Source organism: Mesorhizobium sp. M1088 (genome assembly GCF_040318575.1).
Taxonomy (GTDB): domain Bacteria; phylum Pseudomonadota; class Alphaproteobacteria; order Rhizobiales; family Rhizobiaceae; genus Mesorhizobium.
On record NZ_JAMYMO010000065.1, the window covers coordinates 1 to 17,537 of the forward strand.

Sequence of the window (17,537 nt, forward strand, 5' to 3'; positions counted from 1 at the left end):
GTGACGAAAATCTCCCCGCCCGAACGTGGATGAAAGGCGTAACGGACAATCTTCTTTGCCTCGCCATCCTGATAACGGGCATTATGAGCCCAGTCCGACCGGCACCGGAAAGACTTGGCTGGCCTGCGCCTTCGGACGTCAGGCCGCCCGGCTCGAATCATTCCGTGCTCTACCTGCGCATGCCGCGTCTGTTCGAAGATCTCGCCCTGGCGCGTCGCGACGGCCGCTTTCCCCGTCTCATCGACAAGCTGGCTCGGGTGCAACTGCTCATCCTTGACGACTGGGGCACCCACAGCCTGACCGACCAGCAGCGTCTCGATCTGCTGGAAATCTTCGAGGAACGCTATCGCCGGAAATCAACGCTGATCACCGCCCAACTGCCGATCGCCCAGTGGCACGCCATGATCGGCGAGCATGAGAAAGCAAAAAACACCGCCGCCCTTGACCGGCGCCGAAAACGGCGAAATCAATCGCAAATGACTTCAACCAGGCAACCGAGCGCCGACCCCATCCTGCTGTCCGCGAATTAGTGAAACTGCTGTCCCCGATTTAGCGGAACGACTGTCTCGTTTTTGCGAAATACGCACGTCCGACGCAGCTTGCGTTGACAGAGGCGGTTTTACGCGCAATAGCACTTCCGCTCGGCCTATTTTTGTGGAGTTCAATTGTGGTTCGGCCAAGGGCGCTGGGCGCCGGACCGGCCCCGTGTAAAGAGAGAGAGACCCTGCATGGAAGAATTCTTACCGCGCATCGCCACTGGTGCCGGCATCGGCCCGGCTCTCGCAGAGAAGGCCGTTGGGTTAATGCTGGGTTTCCTGCAAAGCCACGCGGCCGACGGTCCCGTTGCCCGCATGATCGAGGCCATTCCGGGAGCTTCGGAATTAGTAGCGAAGTATCATGGCGACGACCCAGAGGGTGGCGGCCTTATGGGGCTCGGCCAGCAATTGATGAGTGAGGGTCTCAGCATGGCAAAGATCGCCGGCCTCGCCAACGAGACGATCGCCTTCACCAAGGAACGTGTCGGCGACGAACTCGTGGACGAGGTCCTCAATTCAGTTCCTGGCCTTCCCCAGTTCGTCTAATCAGCGGCAGCCGGGGGCGCATGACCTCGTGCGCCCGTACCGGCCGTTCTGCGCAGTAGGCATTCTCCGCCGAGCTTTCCGTACCGATCTCGCCAGACCACCAACCGCCGGGCACGCGAAGCGAGCGTTGGAGTACTTCATTCGTCTATTCCAAAATCGACCTCAGGCGAATCGATGTGTATAATTTCTGGCGGTAAGGGTTTATCCTGAACGCTTTCGATGAAGCCCGCGAGATAAGCAAACGTATTGTATTTCTCGAGGACCAACCGCTTCGCCTCTCGTATTGCGCCGCGACGCTCCTTCCAGAGGTCCGAGTTGATGATTTCTTGAATTTTTTGGATTACGTTCTTGTCCTCTGGGTCAATCAGAACCATTGAGTCCGAAGGGAAGAACCTCGTGATTGCCGGGCTGCCGTAATAGATCGGCATTGTTTCAGCAACGAAGCAGTCCATAAGCTTCTCTGTAAAATAGTAATCAGCACGAGTATTCTCGAAAGCTATACTGTAACGGTAAGGTGCGAGTGCGTTCCATTTATCTCCAATCAGCCGAAAACCTCGGCCGAACAGGTCAAAATCGAGCTCCTCTCTCAGCCGTTCCAGAAACGCCAGCCGATATCGATGCCCTTTAAGCAGGGCGATGTTACTGGTAATCCATGAGAGCCGAAGCGGCTTGTCCACGACTTCGCTGACCAGAAGTTGGTCATATGTCTTGTTTACAGACCAAGACCGAGTGATAGGTGGAGCCAAAACGAATCGGCGCCCTGCATTCTGCCGAGCAGCCAGCTCTGCGTCAGACGTCAGGACGATAGTATTTTTCCCCTGCCCTTCATGAAATGCGCGATGAGCTTTCGTCGGCGGTTCGCCGATTGCAAAAATTGTCCTGTTTGGGCTCGCCTCGATATCAACAGGGAGCCCAAAAAGAGAAGCAGAGTTAAAGACGATATGCCAATCGGGCACGAAGGATGTCGTGCGTACAAAAGCGACATTGTTCCAGATTCCACTGCCCTTTGGAGTGAGATGGTGGATTGCATCATCCAAAACGCCCCAAGAATCCAGACATGTAGCAACAATGGGCGCCGGACGTTCCGTCAACAATTTGGCCAACAAAGCAGTTCCACCCCATTCACTTCCGTTGGACCGGGAGCAACTTGTGCATCGGGCGCAACACCTCTCTGCGCCTGAAATAGCTCGCGATCCTGATCGATATCAAACACACGATTCTGTGCGACTTCGCGCCATTCGACAACTCATCTCTAAGACCGCGGGAATCCCTTCACTCGTGAAGGTACTCAATCGCCATTCCGGATTGCGGTAACATTGGGCAGCATAAACCTGCCGGGACCCGCCGTCGAGGCAATTGTCGCTTTGCACTTAACCAGGTTCTTCCTCACTTTGTGTGGTGATCAGGCCGGTTGAGTGGCAGCATGCGTGCCCTAAGGAGTTCGGAGCCCGCTCTGCCGTACATCGCACGCTTGATCGTCTTCAGGCGGTTGATCTGCCCTTCCGCCTGGCCGTTGCTCCACCGTAATTCAATGGCATTGCGAACGGCGTCAACGTCACGGCGTAGGACCCGAGCGAAACGCGTGATGGCGACGAGCCCGGAGTTGACGGCATCCTCGATCCAAGTGTCGAGCTTGTCCAATTCACAGGCCCCGCAAAATGCCGCGGAAGCGCATGGCAAGCCTGCGCATCGTGGCAAACTCATGTGATCCTTGCTTCAGGACGTCGACCTTTCTCGCCTGGTTGATCGTCAGCATACCCCGGGCCTTCATGCAGAGGGCCGCGGCGACTACCGGCGAGATCACATGGCCGGTCGCCGGATCCTGGATGGGGACAGCATCGCGGGCTGGTTGATGGCGTATGATCGAAGCAGGCGACGCACTGTCCTCGCCCGTCCTCTCGGCGCGGCGCCAGCTTGGGAGAAGCCGCTCCAGATTCGAGAAACTGCCCGTGTAGCCGCGCTGTTTGATATCGTGGAACAGGTGTCGTCCGCAGCGATTGCCGTCTCTCCAGGACTGGCTAAGAAACGCCTCGAAATATAAGGGTGACGTCGGCTCGACGCGGCCCTGCGTCGGTCGGGTGGCGTGTCGAAATTCAGCCATTTGGCGATGCTGCGCCGGCCGTAGCCGGTACGACGGGCGATCTCGGAACAGGACAGCCCTTTCCTTGCGCAAGGCGTGAACCATTTCGAACACCGTCTGCCGCGATTGTCGATGAGCGTGGCGCACCCGGCGCCGATGCGTTGCGTCAACGTGCGGATCATCCTGCATCAGATCGACTTGCGCGCTCCCGATACCCTTATCGGGCAGCAATGCAGGCCCCGTGGCGCGGCCCGAAAGGCTCATCTGCTCCTCGATTGCGACCCGCAGATTCTACATGAGATGGAACCGATCAGCCACCTGGCGCGCTTGCGGTGCACCCTCGCGAACAGCTTGCGCATAGAGCCCGCATCGGTCTCGGCTCACGATCTCGACGGAAGGGTGCCGCTCTAGCCATTGCGACGCACTCGCCACGCTTCTGTCATCCAGGATGTCGACAACCGAATGGCGCTCCAGGTCCACGATCATCGTGCCGTAGCGCCATGATCGCCGCCAGTTCCAGTCATCGATGCCAACGACCCGAATGGTGGAGTTGCTGTGAGCGACCGCGGCATCTCGCTTCAGCTGCCACAGGATAGTGTCGTCGCAGACCGGCATGCCGAGCCGTCGCATCAAGCGCTCGCCGGGACGGCCGCCGGTGCTATGGCCGAGCAGACCGACAATCTCCGCGACCCTCCAAGGGGAAGCAATCGTCGGCAGACGGTCGGTGAATGTTTGTCGTTCACATTTCTGATGTGCGCACCGCCAGCGGCTCAACCGAGGCTTCACCGTCACGGTCTTGCCCTGGACCGGCAGATTCTGAAGGCTGCGGTTGGACCAGCCATGCCGACTTCGGGTCCGTCGTCCGCAATCTGGGCAAAATGCCGAACGCCGGTCCGGCAGCGGAAACAAGCCAACTGTCATCATCAGTGAGCGCGACACCCCGTATTTTAGCCCCTGGGCCGGGGGACCATTTTGTTTTCGTTCGCATGCCCGCACATAGCGGCATCCCTCGCCAACGGCGAATGAACCACACAAAGTGAGGCAGAGCCCCATTAACTGCCAAGCGACACGATCCTTGGCTGCGTACCCGTCCTCGACGATTCCCTCGGAGCATCATTCCTGGCTAGTCCTTTTACCCGGCCATACGCGATCAGCCACTCACGGCCCGGACGAAATGCGCAAAGCTGGCCGCCGCACGTCACAATGCGCAGCGCCTTATTTGGACGATGCTGATATTTTTTCTTCAACGATTGGTCTCAATGCGAAAGGGCTAGGCCGATCGTTGCCTGGCCGAGCGCCAGACCGCCGTCGTTTGCGGGAATGCTTACGTGCGCCAGCCCCTCCAATCCTGCGACTGTGAGCTCGGCAAGTACGCCTTTGAGCAGCAGCCGATTCTGGAAAGCGCCACCGGACAGTGCGACCGTGCCGACGCCGTTTTCGTTAGTGAGTCCGATGGCCTTCCGCGAGATGATCTCTATCAGCGTCCTGTGGAAGCGCGCAGCAATCAGCCCGGTTTCGGCGCCCAAAGCCTGATCACAAAGAAGCGCTTCCCACAGACCTTTCCAGGAGATAACCGGTCCCTTCCGCGAGGTTGCTGGCCAAGCCTCGGCCGCATCCATGAACGGGCTGGCGAGCGCCTCCATCTCCATGCCGGCTTGCCCCTCGTAGCTCTGGCGCTCCAAACAGATGCCGAGGACTGCCGCGCAGGCATCGAAAAGCCGCCCCGCCGAGGAGGCAAGCGGAGCATTGACGCCCCTCTCGATCATCCGGTCCAGCACCCGAAGCGGCTTTTCGGCCAAGGCGGGGACGAAGGGCCGATCGGCAGGAAGCTTGGCCAGGAAATCCGGACCGAAAGCCGCCCGCAGATGCGCATAGGCATTGCGCCACGGCTCGAGGCTGGCCTTGTCGCCGCCGGGCATGGCGACCGGCTCGAAGTATGCCAGCCTCCGGAACCCTCGATAGCCGCCGAGCAGGAACTCGCCGCCCCAGATCGTGCCGTCATCGCCGTATCCGAGACCGTCGAGGATAATGCCCAGCACCGGCGGTGCGTCGATTGCGCGGCCGTGCTGGGCAAGGCACGAGGCGAGATGCGCGTGATGGTGCTGGACCTGCACAAACCTCGCCGCGGTCTCACGGGCAAGCTCCATGGCAAGCTGGGTCGAACGGTAGCCCGGATTCCGGTCGGCCACAATGAGGTCCGGCTTCGTGTCGAACAGGCTTCGATACAGCCCCAACGCCTGCCTCCACGCGTTCTGGTTCTTCAGCTCGTCGAGGTCGCCGAGATGCTGCGACAGCAGCGCGTTGCCGTCGCCCGCCAGGCAGAACGCGGCCTTTAGGTCGCCGCCCGCAGCCAGCGCCCTGACCGGGCCATCGAAGCCCGCCGGCAGCGCCAGCGGCTCCGGCGCGAAGCCGCGCGCGCGCCGCAACACCGAAATGCCGTGCCCGTCGAATCGCACCACGCTGTCGTCGAGCCGGTTGACAATCTCGCGGTCGTGCATCAGCCAGAAGTCGGCGATCCCGGCAAGCTCCTGCCGCGCCTCGTCATTGTCCGTGCATTGCGGCTCGCCCGAACGATTGCCGGAGGTCATCACCACCGGACCGTCCAGCGCCCGCAGCAAGAGATGATGCAACGGCGTGTAGGGCAGCATGAAACCGAGCCGCTCGTGCTGCGGCGCCACGCCCGCCGCAACGCCGCAGCTGTCACGGCGCTTCACCAGCACGATCGGCGCCGCTCGGGCGGCAAGCGCCACGCGCTCCTCGCCCGACAGCTCCGCGAATTCGGCAAGCTGCTCCAAGTCGCGCGCCATCAGCGCGAACGGCTTACCGTCGCGCTTCTTGCGGGCGCGCAGCTGCGCCACCGCCGCTTCGTCCGTCGCGTCGCAGGCGAGGTGGAACCCGCCGATGCCCTTGATCGCGACGATCCGCCCTTCCCCGATCAGCGCCGCCGCCTCGCGGATCACCGCCTGCGGGCCGCCGCCGACCACGACGTGGTCTGGACCTTCCAACCAGACGCGCGGGCCGCAGGCCGGGCAGGCGATCGGCTGGGCGTGATAGCGGCGGTCGGCCGGATTTTCATACTCGGCCCGGCATTCCTCGCAGGTCGAAAATCGTGCCATAGCGGTCGAGCGGCGGTCATAGGGGATAGCCTTGACGATTGACAGACGCGGCCCGCAATGCGTGCAATTGGCGAACGGGTAGAAATAGCGCCGGTCCTTGGGGTCGAGCACTTCCGCAAGACATTCCAGGCAGCAGGCGGCATCGGGCACGATGCCGGTCTTCACCCGCCCGCCCGCGCTCGCCGCTATGGCGAAGCCGCCCGCCGGCCGCGGCCCCTCAAGCGTCGCCGTCTCGATCCCGTCGATCCGCGCCAACGGCGGGCATTGCGCCTTTAGCCTGTCCGCGAAGGTCTCGAACTCGGCATCGCTGCACCACAGCGCGATCTCCACGCCTGCAGCATCGTTGCGGACGTGACCCGATAGCCCCATAGCGGTCGCGATGCGCCACACTGTCGGCCGGAAGCCGACGCCTTGCACCAGCCCCGTCACCCGGACCAGGCGTCCCTCCACTGCGGGCTCGGCGAGCGGCGGGCCCATCAGCGCACCGTGCACACTATGCACGGGTCCAACGACCGCACGATGTGCTGGACTGCAACCGGCTCGGTCTCGCCGAGCCGCACCGGCGCACCTTCGAGCGCCAGCTCCAGCGGGCCACGATTGCCGGCCCAGTCGCGTGGCGAAAAGTTCTGCAATGCGTAGAGCAGGTCGATCTGCGCGTGGTGGCGGCGACGAACCGCGATCTGGAGAAAGAGCTGCACCCCGTTCTTCAGCGTGAGCGTGAGGTTTTCCGGATGACAGAGCTTGGTGATGTACTGGTAGATGCCGGCCTCGTTGATGCCGTCGATGGTGTCATGCGCGTCGGTGTAGCCCGAGATGATCATGCGCACGATGTCCGGCCAGCGGGTGCGCGCCTGCTTCAGGAACTCGGTGCGGCAGGTGCCGGCTATGCGCTGGTCACACAGGATGATCTGGATCCATTCCATCTCCAGGATCGAGCTGGCGGCCTTGGTGTCGCTGGCTACGTGGACATCGAAATCCTCGCTCAGGACGCGCCGTTGCGCCTCCAGCGAGCGGATTTCGTCGTCGACGATCAATATGCCCGGCAGGTCGCTCACGATGCCTTTTTCCTTCCCTCCCGGCCGGCCTGCCAGGCGACGTCGCGGTGGCGGGCGATCGTCACTGGGGTGCGCGACTTCGGCACCTTGTGCACGAAATTATGCCGCGCGACGTGGTAGCTTGGGTCGAAGCCATAGAAATTGCGGCGCATCCGCGAAAGCTCCTCCTCGCGATAGGCGCAAAGCGGCTTGGCCGCCTCGTCGGCTGCGCGCCGGGCTTGTTTTTCGGCGAGCAACCCCGGAAACTCTTCGCTCCCGGCCAGCGCGGCAGCCGACGCCCTCACTTGCGCCGTGAACAGCTCGCTTGCCCCCGCGAACACCCGGTTGGCCAGATTCAGATTCAGCGCCTCCTTCGCGCCCATCGGCAGGCGCGCTGCCGCGATCCGGCGGGCATTCTCAGTCCCGCAGCAGCTCGGCAGGAGATAGGTCCAGAACTCCGAGCCGTAGAGATTGCCCATGTCCTTGTAATGCGGGTTGAGGATGACGCTCGAGCGCATCCAGAGCTGGTCGGTGCTGCGGGCGAGAAACACGCCGCCCGCTGCCGCATTTCCGGCAAGCGCTGCTACGGTGATGTGGCTTGTCGTGCGGATGATCGCATCGGCGAGGTCGTCGATGGCATTGATGTTGACCCAGGAATCGTCGGCCGCGCTGTCGGCCGCCTCGATCCGGTTGAGGTCGAGCCCGTTGGACCAGAACTGCGGCCCTCCGCACAGCACGATCGCCCTGGTCGGACGCTCCGTCGCTTTTGTATAAGCGTCCAAAAGTCTTCGACAGGCGTCCTTTCCCATTGCACCGTTATAGAAGGGGAAGTGCAGATAGCCGACCGCAGCTTCTTCTTCGTAGATGATGTCCTGATAACCGCCCGGTGAATTGAGCGGGATCTCCGGCAGGTCTGCAACTTCCTTCGCGAAGACCATGGTCGCCGGCAGCTTGAACGGGTGTGGCGAATTGGGATGCCGGACATGGCCGATCCACAACGCGCCGTCGACGGTGACGATGGCGATCGCCGGCCCGCTTCTGGCGGCGACCACTCCCGGCTCGGGGAGCGATATCTTGCCCCGTTCACCCCGCGCGAGAGGCAAGTCACCCCCTGGTTCACGTGCGTCTCGCGCGTCGAAAAGGAAGACCGTTTCGCCGAAAAGTTCGTCCCGCACGCCGGGCGCGCCGTCGGCTGCTGCGATATTCTTCAGCACCGTTTCGGTCGTGTCGGCAGCCCAATCGATCCGCCGGTCCGCCTGTTTGATCGCGTCCCGCCACCGGCCCAGCGGCGCTACAGATTGTTCTTCCAGGGCAATCGGCTTTTCGCCCTGCTCGAACCGCGCGATCGCTTCGAGCACCGCCGTCACCGCCGCGTCGGTCACCTCGTTGCTGTAGAGGCTCGATTTCGTCGCCTTTCGCATCGCGAAGGTGGCGCTCGCCCAGACCGGCCCCGCATCCATTTGGGCCGCCGCTTCCAGCACCGTGACACCCCACTGCGTCGCCCCGTCCACCATCGCCCAGTCCAGCGCGGAGGGGCCGCGGTCGCCGACGATGCCTGGGTGAACGATCATACAGCATCGATTTTCATAGACTTCTTTCGGGATTGCCCGCTTCAGAAACGGGGCAATAACGAGGTCCGGCCGAAACAAATCTACCGCCTCCATGGTCCGCTCGTCGTTGACGTCCATCTCGACCGAGACCTCGTGTGCGTGCTCGCCAAGCGCCACGAAAATCCTCTGACTCAAGGCGTTGAAGGCGGTGACGAGAAGCAGAATGCGCATCTTCAGCAGATCCTCGGGAGCTGTTCCCCGGCGATCCAGTCGACCACGCGCATACCGCCAAGTCTCGTTTTCATCCGCACCAGCGCATGCTGGTCTGTGACGACTTCGCCAATGATTGCGGCATCCCGGCCCATGGGATGAGCGCGTATCTCGGCGAGCAAAGTCTTCGCGTCTTGCGCCACGCAGATGGCGATCAGCTTGCCTTCGTTGGCAACATTCAGCGGGTCGAGGCCGAGCAGTTCGCACGCCGCCGCGACCTCCGGCTTCACCGGAACCGCCGCTTCCCGGATTACCATTCCGACCTTGGACTGCTGCGCGATTTCGTTCAGCGTCGCCGACAGTCCGCCGCGCGTGGGGTCACGCAACACCCGGATACCAGGAACGGAGCCAAGCATCGCCGCCACCAGATCGTGCAGAGCTTGGCTGTCGGAGATAATTTCCGTTTCAAAATCAAGGTGTTCGCGCTTCGACAGGATTGCGACTCCGTGGTCGCCCATGGTGCCGGAGACAAGGATTGCATCGCCCGGCCGGGCATTGCTTCCGGAGATGTCTGTGCCGTCCGCCAGCACGCCAACAGCGGTCGCGGAGATGAAAACGCCGTCGCCTTTGCCCTTCTCCACCACCTTGGTGTCGCCCGTAACCACGGGTACGCCTGCTTCCCGGGCGGCAAAAGCCATTGAAACAACTATTCTTTCCAGTTCGGCCAACGGAAAACCTTCCTCCAGGATGAAGGACGCGGACAACCAGAGCGGCCGCGCGCCCATCATGGCGACGTCGTTAATCGTGCCGTGGACCGCCAGTGCTCCGATATCCCCGCCCGGAAAGAACAGAGGCGAGATGACATGCGCGTCCGTTGCCATCACCAGGCGTCCGCAGACGGTGCCGAGCAGGGCCGCGTCGTTAGCCTGGGCCAGGAACTCGTTGGCCAGATGTCTTTGAAAAATATCCCGAATCAGCTCGGCCATCGCGCGGCCGCCCGCGCCATGCGTCATGTCCACCGCGCCGCGGACCGACGAGGTGGTGACGGCTAGGCTGGGATCGTTCGCGCTCATTATTCCGCCGCCTCCAACAGCTTCGGCTCGCGGAACCGGCCATAGGTCCAGTAGGCCGCGCAGGCGCCTTCGGAGGAGACCATGCATGAGCCAATCGGGTTCTGCGGCGTGCACACGGTGCCGAACAGCTTGCAGTCGGTCGGCTTCTTCACCCCGCGCAGGATCGAAGGGCATTCGCAGGACTTCACCTGGCGCGAAGCCTTGACCGACAGCTCGAAACGCTTCTCGGCGTCGAAATCGGCATAAGCGTCGCGGATGCGCAGGGCGCTGTAGGGCACGGTGCCGAGGCCGCGCCAGTCAAAGGTCTTGCGCAGCTCGAAGACCTCGCTCACCAGTGCCTGCGCCTTGAGGTTGCCCTCCTCGGTCACGACGCGGGTATATTCGTTCTCGACCTCGTGCCGGTCTTCATTGACCTGCCGGATCAGCATCAGGATGGACTGCATGACGTCCAGCGGTTCGAAGCCGGCGATGACAACCGACTTCTGGAATTCCTCGGCAAAGAATTCATATGGCTGCGAGCCGATCACGGAGGAGACGTGCGAAGGTCCCAGAAACCCGTCAATCTTGACGATGCCCAGTTCCCGCACTTCCGGCGATTCAAGAATGTGAGAGATCGCGGCCGGCGTGAGCACATGGTTGCAGAACACGCTGAAATTCTTGAACCCCTCGGCTTGCGCCGTCTTGATCGCGACGGCCGTCGGCGGCGTCGTGGTTTCGAAACCGATGGCGAAGAAGACGACTTGCCGCTCGGGGTTTTCACGCGCGATCTTTAGGGCATCGAGCGTTGAATAGACCATGCGGACATCCGCTCCGTCCGCCTTGGCGCGGATCAGGCTGCGTTGCTTGGTGCCCGGCACGCGCATCATGTCGCCGTAGGTGCAAAGGATGACCCCGTGCCGCTCGGCGAGCTCCACCGCATCGTCGAGGCGAGAGATGGGAAGCACGCAAACGGGGCATCCGGGTCCGTGCACGAAATGCACGTTCTGCGGCATCAGGTCCTGCACGCCGTGGCGAAAAATCGCATGCGTGTGCCCACCGCAGAACTCCATGAAATGGTAGCTCTTTTCCGGATCAGCCTCGATCGCGATGGCGCCGGCGATGGTCTTCGCAAGCTCCTGGTCGCGATATTCGTCGACATATTTCACGCCGAAATCTCCTCCAGCCCCTCCTCCAGCACGCCCGCTTCGGCCATCAGCTGCAGCGTGCGCTCGGCCTCCTCGGGGCTCACCTTGTGGAGCGCATAACCGACATGGACGAGCACGAAATCGCCAAGCGAAACGTCTGCCACCAAAGCCAATGAGATGCGCTTCGTGACCCTGTCGAACGCGACCACGGCCATGTCGTCATCGAGCAGTTCAACGACGCGGGCGGGAATGGCCAGGCACATCAGGCTGCTCCGAGCTCGGCCGCCCGCCGATGGCCGACTAGCGCCATGGCGCGGACCGCGCCGATCCAGGCCGTCCAGTCCGACATCCCCTCGCCCGTGCGCGCGGAAACCCTCAGCACCTTGATCCGCGGGTTCACCTTTCGGGCGTTGGCGATGCAGGCCTCCACGTCGAAGTCGAGATGCGGCAACAGGTCAGTCTTGTTGAGGATCATGAGATCGGCGGCGGCGAACATGTCGTGATATTTCAATGGCTTGTCCTCTCCCTCGGTGACTGAGAGCACCACCACCTTGTGTGCCTCGCCTAGGTCGAAGCCCGCCGGACAGACGAGGTTTCCCACGTTTTCGACGAGGAGCAGGCCTCCTTCGGCAAGGTCGAGGTGATCTGCGGCATGGCCGACCATATGCGCGTCGAGGTGGCAGCCCTTGCCGGTGTTGACCTGGATCGCGGGCGCGCCGGTGGCGCGGATGCGGTCGGCATCATTGGAAGTCTGCTGGTCGCCCTCGATCACGGCGATCGGCAACTTGCCCTTCAGTGCCTCGATCGTGCGGCAAAGCAGCGTCGTTTTGCCAGAGCCGGGGCTGGAGACGAGGTTGAGCGCAAGCACGCCGCGCTCGGCGAACATTTTCCTGTTCGCATCGGCATACTCGTTGTTCTTGGAATGGATATCCTTTTCCAGCTTGACCATCCGCGCCTGGCTCATGCCCGGCGCACGGGTGCCACCGGGGCCCGAGCCACAATCGTGCACATGATCGTCATGATGGGGGCCGTGATCATGATCGTGGTGGTGATCATGATCGTGGCCGTGATGATGGTGATGGCCATGCGCCTTGCCCTCGATCCGGACGGCGCCCTCGCCGCATCCGCAAATAGTGCACATCAGCTCACCTCCAATTCCCTGATCTTCATTTCTTGGCCGCCGGTCACCTGCAGCTGATGGCTTCCGCAGTCCGGGCATGGATCAAAGCGTGCCGCGATCGGCACGCTCTGGCCGCAAGGCATGCACCAGGCCCTGCCTTCCGTCTCGACGATTTCCAGCCTTGCGTCTTGCGCCAGAGAGCCACGCATGACGACATCGAAGCCGAACTTCAGCGCCTCGACCTCGACAGCGGATAGCCGCCCGATTTCCATGCAGACGCGGCCCACCTTCCGAAAATCCTGTCTCGCGGCCTCTTCCTCGATGATGCCACGGACGCTCTCGCATATCGCCATCTCGTGCATCAGCGGAGCCTGATATCGTAGCCGACGCAGGGGTCGATGGCCCGGACCAGGAGATCGGCCTGGACCGCCAGATCTTCACGTCTGGATGCAGCGAGCGCCGAAAGCGAGCTCGCGGCAATGCCGCTCTCGGCGAAATGAATGCTGGTCGGAGCCGTGATGGCGTAGTCGGCGATTCGGTCGTCGTTCAAAACAATCCGATGTTCCAGCCGGCCGCGTGCTGCCTCGGCGAAGGCAGTAGCAGAGCGGCCCCCGTTCTCGTCGCGAAAGACTTCGCGCGTAGGCACTTCGGACCCCTCCGCGACATCCCGCAGGGCCGCGAGCCCTCCGGCGATCTGCGCCGGCAGCGTCGATGCCTCGACCACGCGGGCAGCCAGCCGCGCGGCCAGGCCGGCTCCACCGTTTTCGGAAAGGAAAGCGCGAACGAGCGGCGCACCAGCCTGCCTGGCGAGGCAGCTCGTGTCGGCCGACGTTTCCTTCGGCAAATGTTCGTTTCCCCCGTTTGTCGTTTCGGGGTGGCCTATCATGGCCCAGCCCCTTGCCAAGACCGGGGCGATGAGACGGGCCGCAATCGTGCCGCGCTCCATAGCCCACTGCGCGAAGGCATCGCGATCCATCTCGCCAAGCGGCTTTTCGCCTTCGTAGACCACGGACTGCGTTAGATGGCTCGCTTCGGCGGCCGTTTCGGCAGCGTCCGCGCCCGGAATCCCCACGCACACGCCGGGAACGAACGCATTCCCGCCTGGAAAAAGTGCCTGCTTGAGGCGCTGCGGCAGGCGCATAGACCGGCGCAGGGTTTTACCGTCGGCAGGCTCGCCCGCGAGACTGGCAGTATCCAAGCCAATGCGCAGCAGGTGCTCGCGCAGCGTTTCGGTAAGCACAAGAAGCCGCCGCGCTTGCTTCGTGCGCCGGTCCGTCCCGATCTCCAGGGCCGCCTCGGCTGCCTCAACGCTCGCCGCCGACTGCGCAATACTACAGACACTGAACAGCGAACCGATCGCCGAGATGACCTCCGTCACCGGCCGGGCTCGCACGATCGGGCCAAGCGCAACCGGGCGCGGCGGCGTGACGATGGCTTCCATAACGCGACCGCCATCGCAGACGAGATCGATGGAGACGCGGCCATCAACGCTCATGCAGCGGTCTCCTCCTTGTCGCCCAAACCGAACAGCCAGCGGCGGGTCAATTTCGCCGGCTGGGAGCTCGCGGGTGTTCCGGCTGTCTCAACCTCGTCCAACGCGCTTGCCTCTTCCTCAGGTAGCCGGCCTTCCCAGACACGGATCATCTCGCCGTCTTCGTCTTCTTCCGCCTCACGGTTGAACAGTTCCGCAAGCACCTGCCGCGCGGCCTCTTGCGCACTCTCCTGGTCGGCGAATTCGAACATCGGCGAGAACAGCGAGCACATGCGGTAGCAGCCGAGCTCCTCTTCATAGGCCCGGAAGAACTCGAACCGGCCCGCCGGGAATGATGCATGCTCCTTCGTGCCCGTAGGCACACGCGGGCGCGCTTGCCCGTCGCCAAATGGTAGAAGCACGAGGTTCATGAACCAGGGCGTGACAAGAACCGCGAGCCATTTGCCCTGCCACTGCCGCACGCCCACCGCGCTGACGCAAAGCGCCGGATTGAGGATCGGAATTCCTGCCATGGCCGTCCGTTCGATCCGCTGAAACACGAACTCTAGATGGGCAGCGACGGCTTGCGAATGATCCATGTCAATCGCTCACGACCATGAAGCCCTGCTTGGAGCCGTCACAGGTGGGGCAGCTCCAGTTGGCCGGCAGTTCGGCGAAGGGCGTGCCGGGCGGGATCTGCCAGTAGTCGTCGCCCTCAGCCGGGTCGTAGACATGCCAGCAAATCCTGCATTCGAGCCGCGACATCGGGCCGATCTTGGCATTGTCGCCGCCATATGAACCGGCAAAGAAGGAGTCGTTCACCGGTAGACCTCCAGGATTTCGAGGAGCCGCTGGCGGCTGTCCGCAATATCCTCGGGCGCAGCGCGGACCACCCCCGGCAAGGCCGTGACCTCGATCGTGTTGAGGATGAGATCGTCGGTCGAATTGAAGAAGCGCACCCACCAGACGCCGCGCGTCCCCGTCGTGGTCACGCGGCAATTGCCGTAGCCACGCGACAGCACGACCACCGGCCCGTGGCCAAGCAGGCCGTCGAGGAAGGTCAAGTCCTCTTCAGTGTGCGGCAGCAGCGACAGGTTTATGGCGTGCGGCCCGACGTCGGGCCCGACGAGCGGGATGCGGCCATTGAGCTCCGAAATCAGCGGCGGCGCGTTGAAGACGCCCGTCGGATAGGTCGCCGGCGCAGCGAGCGTATTGCGGCAGCCGGCGAAGGCCCTCTCCAGCACGGCCGAGGGAAAGGCGCCGACCTCGACGAAATCGCGCACGAGCCTGCCATCCGTTCCGGTCTGGCGCACGCGCCAGATACCGGCGAGCACCGACTCCTGAGCCTTCAGGTCGTCGCCGCAGATGATCAAGACCTCGCCCTCGCCCAGCGCCTGGTCGATCAGCGCAAGATTGGCGTCGTCGAGGCCGGAAAGATCATGCACCGCGTTTTCGCAATCCGGCGAGGACCGGCCGAGGCTTTCAGCCAGCGCGGAGAGCACCGCCAAAGCAGCTTCGAGCCCGGCGACATTTTCCTTCTCCGGCAACATGGGTGACGCAGAGGTCGCCATGCCCTTCGGCATTTCCATATACTGCAAGTCGCTGCCGTCCCCTTCGCTCGGCTGTGAACCCGGCCCGATGCCGCCGAATAGCGATGCTGCCATGATGCGCCCTCCCGGCCGCTTTCGCTCACTGGAAATGATCGTGGTCGTGACGGTCGTGGGTCGCGCAGGCTTCGGGAAGCTCGAAACGCGGCGGCGCGCTCGGCCCGCGCCTCAGTTTGCCGTCGATCTCAGTGAGGTAGTCTTCCCAGTCGAGCACGCGCTTTATGGCGCCGAGATATTCGCCGTTCCTCAGGAAGACAAGCGCCGGGAAGGCGTCGAAGCGATAGCGGCTTTGCAGCTCGCGTTCGCTCTCGCGCGATACCACGGCGGGCTTGAACACGCCCTGGAAGGCCTGCACCAGCTCCGGGAGGATCACCGCCACATCGTTGCTCTCGGCCAGCCGCAACCAGTCACCGGGAAAAAACAGCGCGGTGAGGTCGTGGGCCTCGGCGAATGCGTCGATGTTCGCCTCGTCAACCACCGGGATGCGGTGGCGCTCCATCATCATGGTGAGAACGGGTGAAAACATGGACTCAGGCGTCCTCCGTGCCTTGCGGTGAAAGGGCTTGCCCCGGCCGCAAATGCTCCGGCAGTTGCGGCTCGCGGCCGACCAGGTCGGCGAAGAGGTGGTCGAGGTCGGTGTCGCCGGCGAGCGCACGCTCCGTCGCTTCGATCGCGTCGGCGATCAGGCGCGCCGTCTCGGCAGTGACAGTCTCGCGCGCGGTGTCGAGGAAGGCGAGTATCCACGTACCCGCTGGCTGGTCGCCCACCAGGGTCATATCGAGGCGCCGCGTGCCGCTGCGACCGGTGCACAGGGCAATGCCGCCGCTGCATTCAACCACCTGGAAGGGAACGCCGACACACATCAGCCCTGCCTTCCAGACGATTGCAAAAGCGCGTCGACCTCGCACTCGAAATTCGCCGGACCAGCGAAGGCACCATTCTCGAGAAGCCGCGCGCCGTGACGACAGGCCTCTTCCGGTCGGGGTCGACCGCTCTCGTAGATGCCGATGCGCATTTCGCGCGAGGCGAGCGTCTCTTCTTCGGCCAGCGGTTCGGTGCGCTTGGCGATCGTCGCGCCGAGCCAGGCGAGCCACTCGATGGCGATCTCGATTGCAGGCTCGATCTGAGCCTTCACCGCGGGCCGGAGACTGCCGCCGTAGTCGTCCAGCTCGACCGGTTGCACGCCGACGAGAAGGAGATGGGCGGGATAGTCACCCATCATCTCGGCCATGGCGAGAACTTCCTGAAAGCCAGTCTGGTGGAGCGAAATCTTCTTCACACCGAGGAAGGCCGGCACCTCGCTGCCTTCGACGAGCTTCAGCGTGCCGGGCGCCAAGCCGTAGTCGACCGCGTCGAACACCACGAGGATGTCGGCCTCGCGGATATGTTGGAGGAGGTAGATGCCCTGCGTGCCGCCATCCATGGCCCGGACGTTGTCCGCCGTTTCGCAGAGCCGGTGGAACTCCTCCACCACGCGGATGCCGAAGCCCTCGTCGGCCCATAGCAGATTTCCGATGCCGAGCACGAGCACCCGTGGCGCGTCGTTCATTGGGAAGCCTCCTTTCGACCTTTTTCTTCCAGCAGCAAGAGGCGGGCCAATTGGCCGGGGGCCGGCAAATGGTTGCGAAATAGGTTGATCTCTGGATAGCGAACGACGCGTATGGAAAGCGCGATGACGATTTTACCGCACAAACGGAAAGTATCCTTCCATTGACGGATACGGCAACGGCCGGACTGAGAACCGAATTCCAGGCCGATGGAAAGTTTGCGTTCACTCGCCCTCCCCACTCCGCCTCGCTCCGCACCTTTGCCCTGAAAGGGATAGAGGAAGGGCGCCGGGCGTTGCGGTTGGCACTTCCTCTCCCCGTCGAACGGAGGAGAGGTGTCGAGGCAAGCCGAGACGAAGTGTGGATCGACTTGAAAGCAACCCGTCTTGAAGAAAAGAGCCGGGGGGGGGCCAACCCCCCCCGGGGGGGGGGGGTTGGGCAAGGTCTTGGGGGGGTTAAAAGGCGGGCCGGGGGGGGGCGCGGGGGCCGCCCCCGCGCCCAAAAAAAAGCTGATAGGAAATAT

Annotated in this window: 18 protein-coding genes and 1 pseudogene; 2 read left to right on the forward strand and 17 right to left on the reverse strand. The window is 63.0% G+C overall.

From position 1 onward, the window contains the following. Positions 1-164 precede the first annotated feature (164 nt). Complete coding sequence (locus NKH49_RS32930; RefSeq protein ID WP_352579643.1) at positions 165-530, forward strand: ATP-binding protein; 366 nt, start codon at positions 165-167, stop codon at positions 528-530. Between the two features lie 198 nt (positions 531-728). Beyond that, positions 729-1,082, forward strand: coding sequence for a hypothetical protein (locus NKH49_RS32935; protein WP_023679095.1), 354 nt, complete (start codon positions 729-731; stop codon positions 1,080-1,082). Between the two features lie 137 nt (positions 1,083-1,219). On the opposite strand, the gene NKH49_RS32940 is transcribed toward NKH49_RS32935, so the two are convergent. The 17 genes and pseudogenes from NKH49_RS32940 to NKH49_RS33025 form a co-directional block, all read right to left on the reverse strand. After that, positions 1,220-2,185, reverse strand: coding sequence for a glycosyltransferase family 10 domain-containing protein (locus tag NKH49_RS32940; RefSeq protein ID WP_198023618.1), 966 nt, complete (start codon positions 2,183-2,185; stop codon positions 1,220-1,222). 283 nt (positions 2,186-2,468) lie between these two features. After that, positions 2,469-4,150 (reverse strand): annotated as a pseudogene (locus tag NKH49_RS32945) (ISL3 family transposase). 268 nt (positions 4,151-4,418) lie between these two features. Continuing rightward, a complete protein-coding gene (hypF, locus tag NKH49_RS32950; protein WP_352611125.1) occupies positions 4,419-6,755 on the reverse strand; it encodes a carbamoyltransferase HypF in 2,337 nt (778 codons plus the stop codon). Next, positions 6,755-7,333, reverse strand: coding sequence for a response regulator (locus NKH49_RS35040; RefSeq protein ID WP_023679098.1), 579 nt, complete (start codon positions 7,331-7,333; stop codon positions 6,755-6,757). Before NKH49_RS35040 ends, hypF begins: the two co-directional genes overlap by 1 nt. Then, the gene (locus NKH49_RS32965) at positions 7,330-9,093 is read right to left on the reverse strand and encodes an enoyl-CoA hydratase-related protein (RefSeq protein WP_352642970.1); all 1,764 of its coding nucleotides are present in this window, start codon (positions 9,091-9,093) and stop codon (positions 7,330-7,332) included. Before NKH49_RS32965 ends, NKH49_RS35040 begins: the two co-directional genes overlap by 4 nt. Positions 9,094-9,095: 2 nt before the next feature. Continuing rightward, positions 9,096-10,145 carry a hydrogenase expression/formation protein HypE gene (hypE, locus tag NKH49_RS32970; RefSeq protein WP_023679100.1) on the reverse strand — a complete coding sequence of 350 codons (1,050 nt, stop codon included), beginning with the start codon at positions 10,143-10,145 and terminating at the stop codon, positions 9,096-9,098. Continuing rightward, positions 10,145-11,290 carry a hydrogenase formation protein HypD gene (gene hypD / locus NKH49_RS32975; RefSeq protein WP_352929759.1) on the reverse strand — a complete coding sequence of 382 codons (1,146 nt, stop codon included), beginning with the start codon at positions 11,288-11,290 and terminating at the stop codon, positions 10,145-10,147. Before hypD ends, hypE begins: the two co-directional genes overlap by 1 nt. Further along, a complete protein-coding gene (locus tag NKH49_RS32980; protein WP_023679102.1) occupies positions 11,287-11,532 on the reverse strand; it encodes a HypC/HybG/HupF family hydrogenase formation chaperone in 246 nt (81 codons plus the stop codon). Before NKH49_RS32980 ends, hypD begins: the two co-directional genes overlap by 4 nt. Further along, entirely contained in the window at positions 11,532-12,410 is an 879-nt protein-coding gene (hypB, locus tag NKH49_RS32985) for a hydrogenase nickel incorporation protein HypB (RefSeq protein ID WP_023679103.1), read from the reverse strand. Before hypB ends, NKH49_RS32980 begins: the two co-directional genes overlap by 1 nt. After that, positions 12,410-12,751, reverse strand: coding sequence for a hydrogenase maturation nickel metallochaperone HypA (gene hypA, locus NKH49_RS32990; protein WP_023679104.1), 342 nt, complete (start codon positions 12,749-12,751; stop codon positions 12,410-12,412). The genes hypB and hypA overlap by 1 nt, the downstream gene beginning before the upstream one ends. Next, positions 12,751-13,884, reverse strand: coding sequence for a hypothetical protein (locus tag NKH49_RS32995; protein ID WP_023679105.1), 1,134 nt, complete (start codon positions 13,882-13,884; stop codon positions 12,751-12,753). The genes hypA and NKH49_RS32995 overlap by 1 nt, the downstream gene beginning before the upstream one ends. Then, a complete protein-coding gene (hybE, locus tag NKH49_RS33000) occupies positions 13,881-14,459 on the reverse strand; it encodes a [NiFe]-hydrogenase assembly chaperone HybE (protein WP_023679106.1) in 579 nt (192 codons plus the stop codon). Before hybE ends, NKH49_RS32995 begins: the two co-directional genes overlap by 4 nt. Position 14,460: 1 nt before the next feature. Continuing rightward, on the reverse strand, positions 14,461-14,682 hold the full coding sequence (locus tag NKH49_RS33005) for a rubredoxin (protein ID WP_023679107.1): 222 nt from the start codon (positions 14,680-14,682) through the stop codon (positions 14,461-14,463). Then, positions 14,679-15,524, reverse strand: coding sequence for a hydrogenase expression/formation protein (locus NKH49_RS33010; RefSeq protein ID WP_023679108.1), 846 nt, complete (start codon positions 15,522-15,524; stop codon positions 14,679-14,681). Before NKH49_RS33010 ends, NKH49_RS33005 begins: the two co-directional genes overlap by 4 nt. A gap of 25 nt (positions 15,525-15,549) precedes the next feature. Beyond that, positions 15,550-15,993 carry a thioredoxin domain-containing protein gene (locus NKH49_RS33015; RefSeq protein WP_023679109.1) on the reverse strand — a complete coding sequence of 148 codons (444 nt, stop codon included), beginning with the start codon at positions 15,991-15,993 and terminating at the stop codon, positions 15,550-15,552. Between the two features lie 4 nt (positions 15,994-15,997). Next, on the reverse strand, positions 15,998-16,330 hold the full coding sequence (locus NKH49_RS33020; protein ID WP_023679110.1) for a HypC/HybG/HupF family hydrogenase formation chaperone: 333 nt from the start codon (positions 16,328-16,330) through the stop codon (positions 15,998-16,000). Continuing rightward, positions 16,330-17,016, reverse strand: a complete 687-nt coding sequence (locus tag NKH49_RS33025; RefSeq protein WP_352572506.1) for a HyaD/HybD family hydrogenase maturation endopeptidase — start codon at positions 17,014-17,016, stop codon at positions 16,330-16,332. Before NKH49_RS33025 ends, NKH49_RS33020 begins: the two co-directional genes overlap by 1 nt. Positions 17,017-17,537: the final 521 nt, after the last annotated feature.

Bases quoted from the DNA above. Each gene is read 5' to 3' on its own strand.
- NKH49_RS32965 (WP_352642970.1), bottom strand. From the start codon at position 9,093: ATGCGCATTCTGCTTCTCGTCACCGCCTTCAACGCCTTGAGTCAGAGG.
- NKH49_RS33020 (WP_023679110.1), bottom strand. From the start codon at position 16,330: ATGTGTGTCGGCGTTCCCTTCCAGGTGGTTGAATGCAGCGGCGGCATT.
- NKH49_RS32995 (WP_023679105.1), bottom strand. From the start codon at position 13,884: ATGAGCGTTGATGGCCGCGTCTCCATCGATCTCGTCTGCGATGGCGGT.
- NKH49_RS33025 (WP_352572506.1), bottom strand. From the start codon at position 17,016: ATGAACGACGCGCCACGGGTGCTCGTGCTCGGCATCGGAAATCTGCTA.
- NKH49_RS32935 (WP_023679095.1), top strand. From the start codon at position 729: ATGGAAGAATTCTTACCGCGCATCGCCACTGGTGCCGGCATCGGCCCG.
- NKH49_RS33010 (WP_023679108.1), bottom strand. From the start codon at position 15,524: ATGGCAGCATCGCTATTCGGCGGCATCGGGCCGGGTTCACAGCCGAGC.
- hybE (WP_023679106.1), bottom strand. From the start codon at position 14,459: ATGGATCATTCGCAAGCCGTCGCTGCCCATCTAGAGTTCGTGTTTCAG.
- hypB (WP_023679103.1), bottom strand. From the start codon at position 12,410: ATGTGCACTATTTGCGGATGCGGCGAGGGCGCCGTCCGGATCGAGGGC.
- hypA (WP_023679104.1), bottom strand. From the start codon at position 12,751: ATGCACGAGATGGCGATATGCGAGAGCGTCCGTGGCATCATCGAGGAA.
- NKH49_RS32980 (WP_023679102.1), bottom strand. From the start codon at position 11,532: ATGTGCCTGGCCATTCCCGCCCGCGTCGTTGAACTGCTCGATGACGAC.
- NKH49_RS33015 (WP_023679109.1), bottom strand. From the start codon at position 15,993: ATGTTTTCACCCGTTCTCACCATGATGATGGAGCGCCACCGCATCCCG.
- hypF (WP_352611125.1), bottom strand. From the start codon at position 6,755: ATGGGCCCGCCGCTCGCCGAGCCCGCAGTGGAGGGACGCCTGGTCCGG.
- hypE (WP_023679100.1), bottom strand. From the start codon at position 10,145: ATGAGCGCGAACGATCCCAGCCTAGCCGTCACCACCTCGTCGGTCCGC.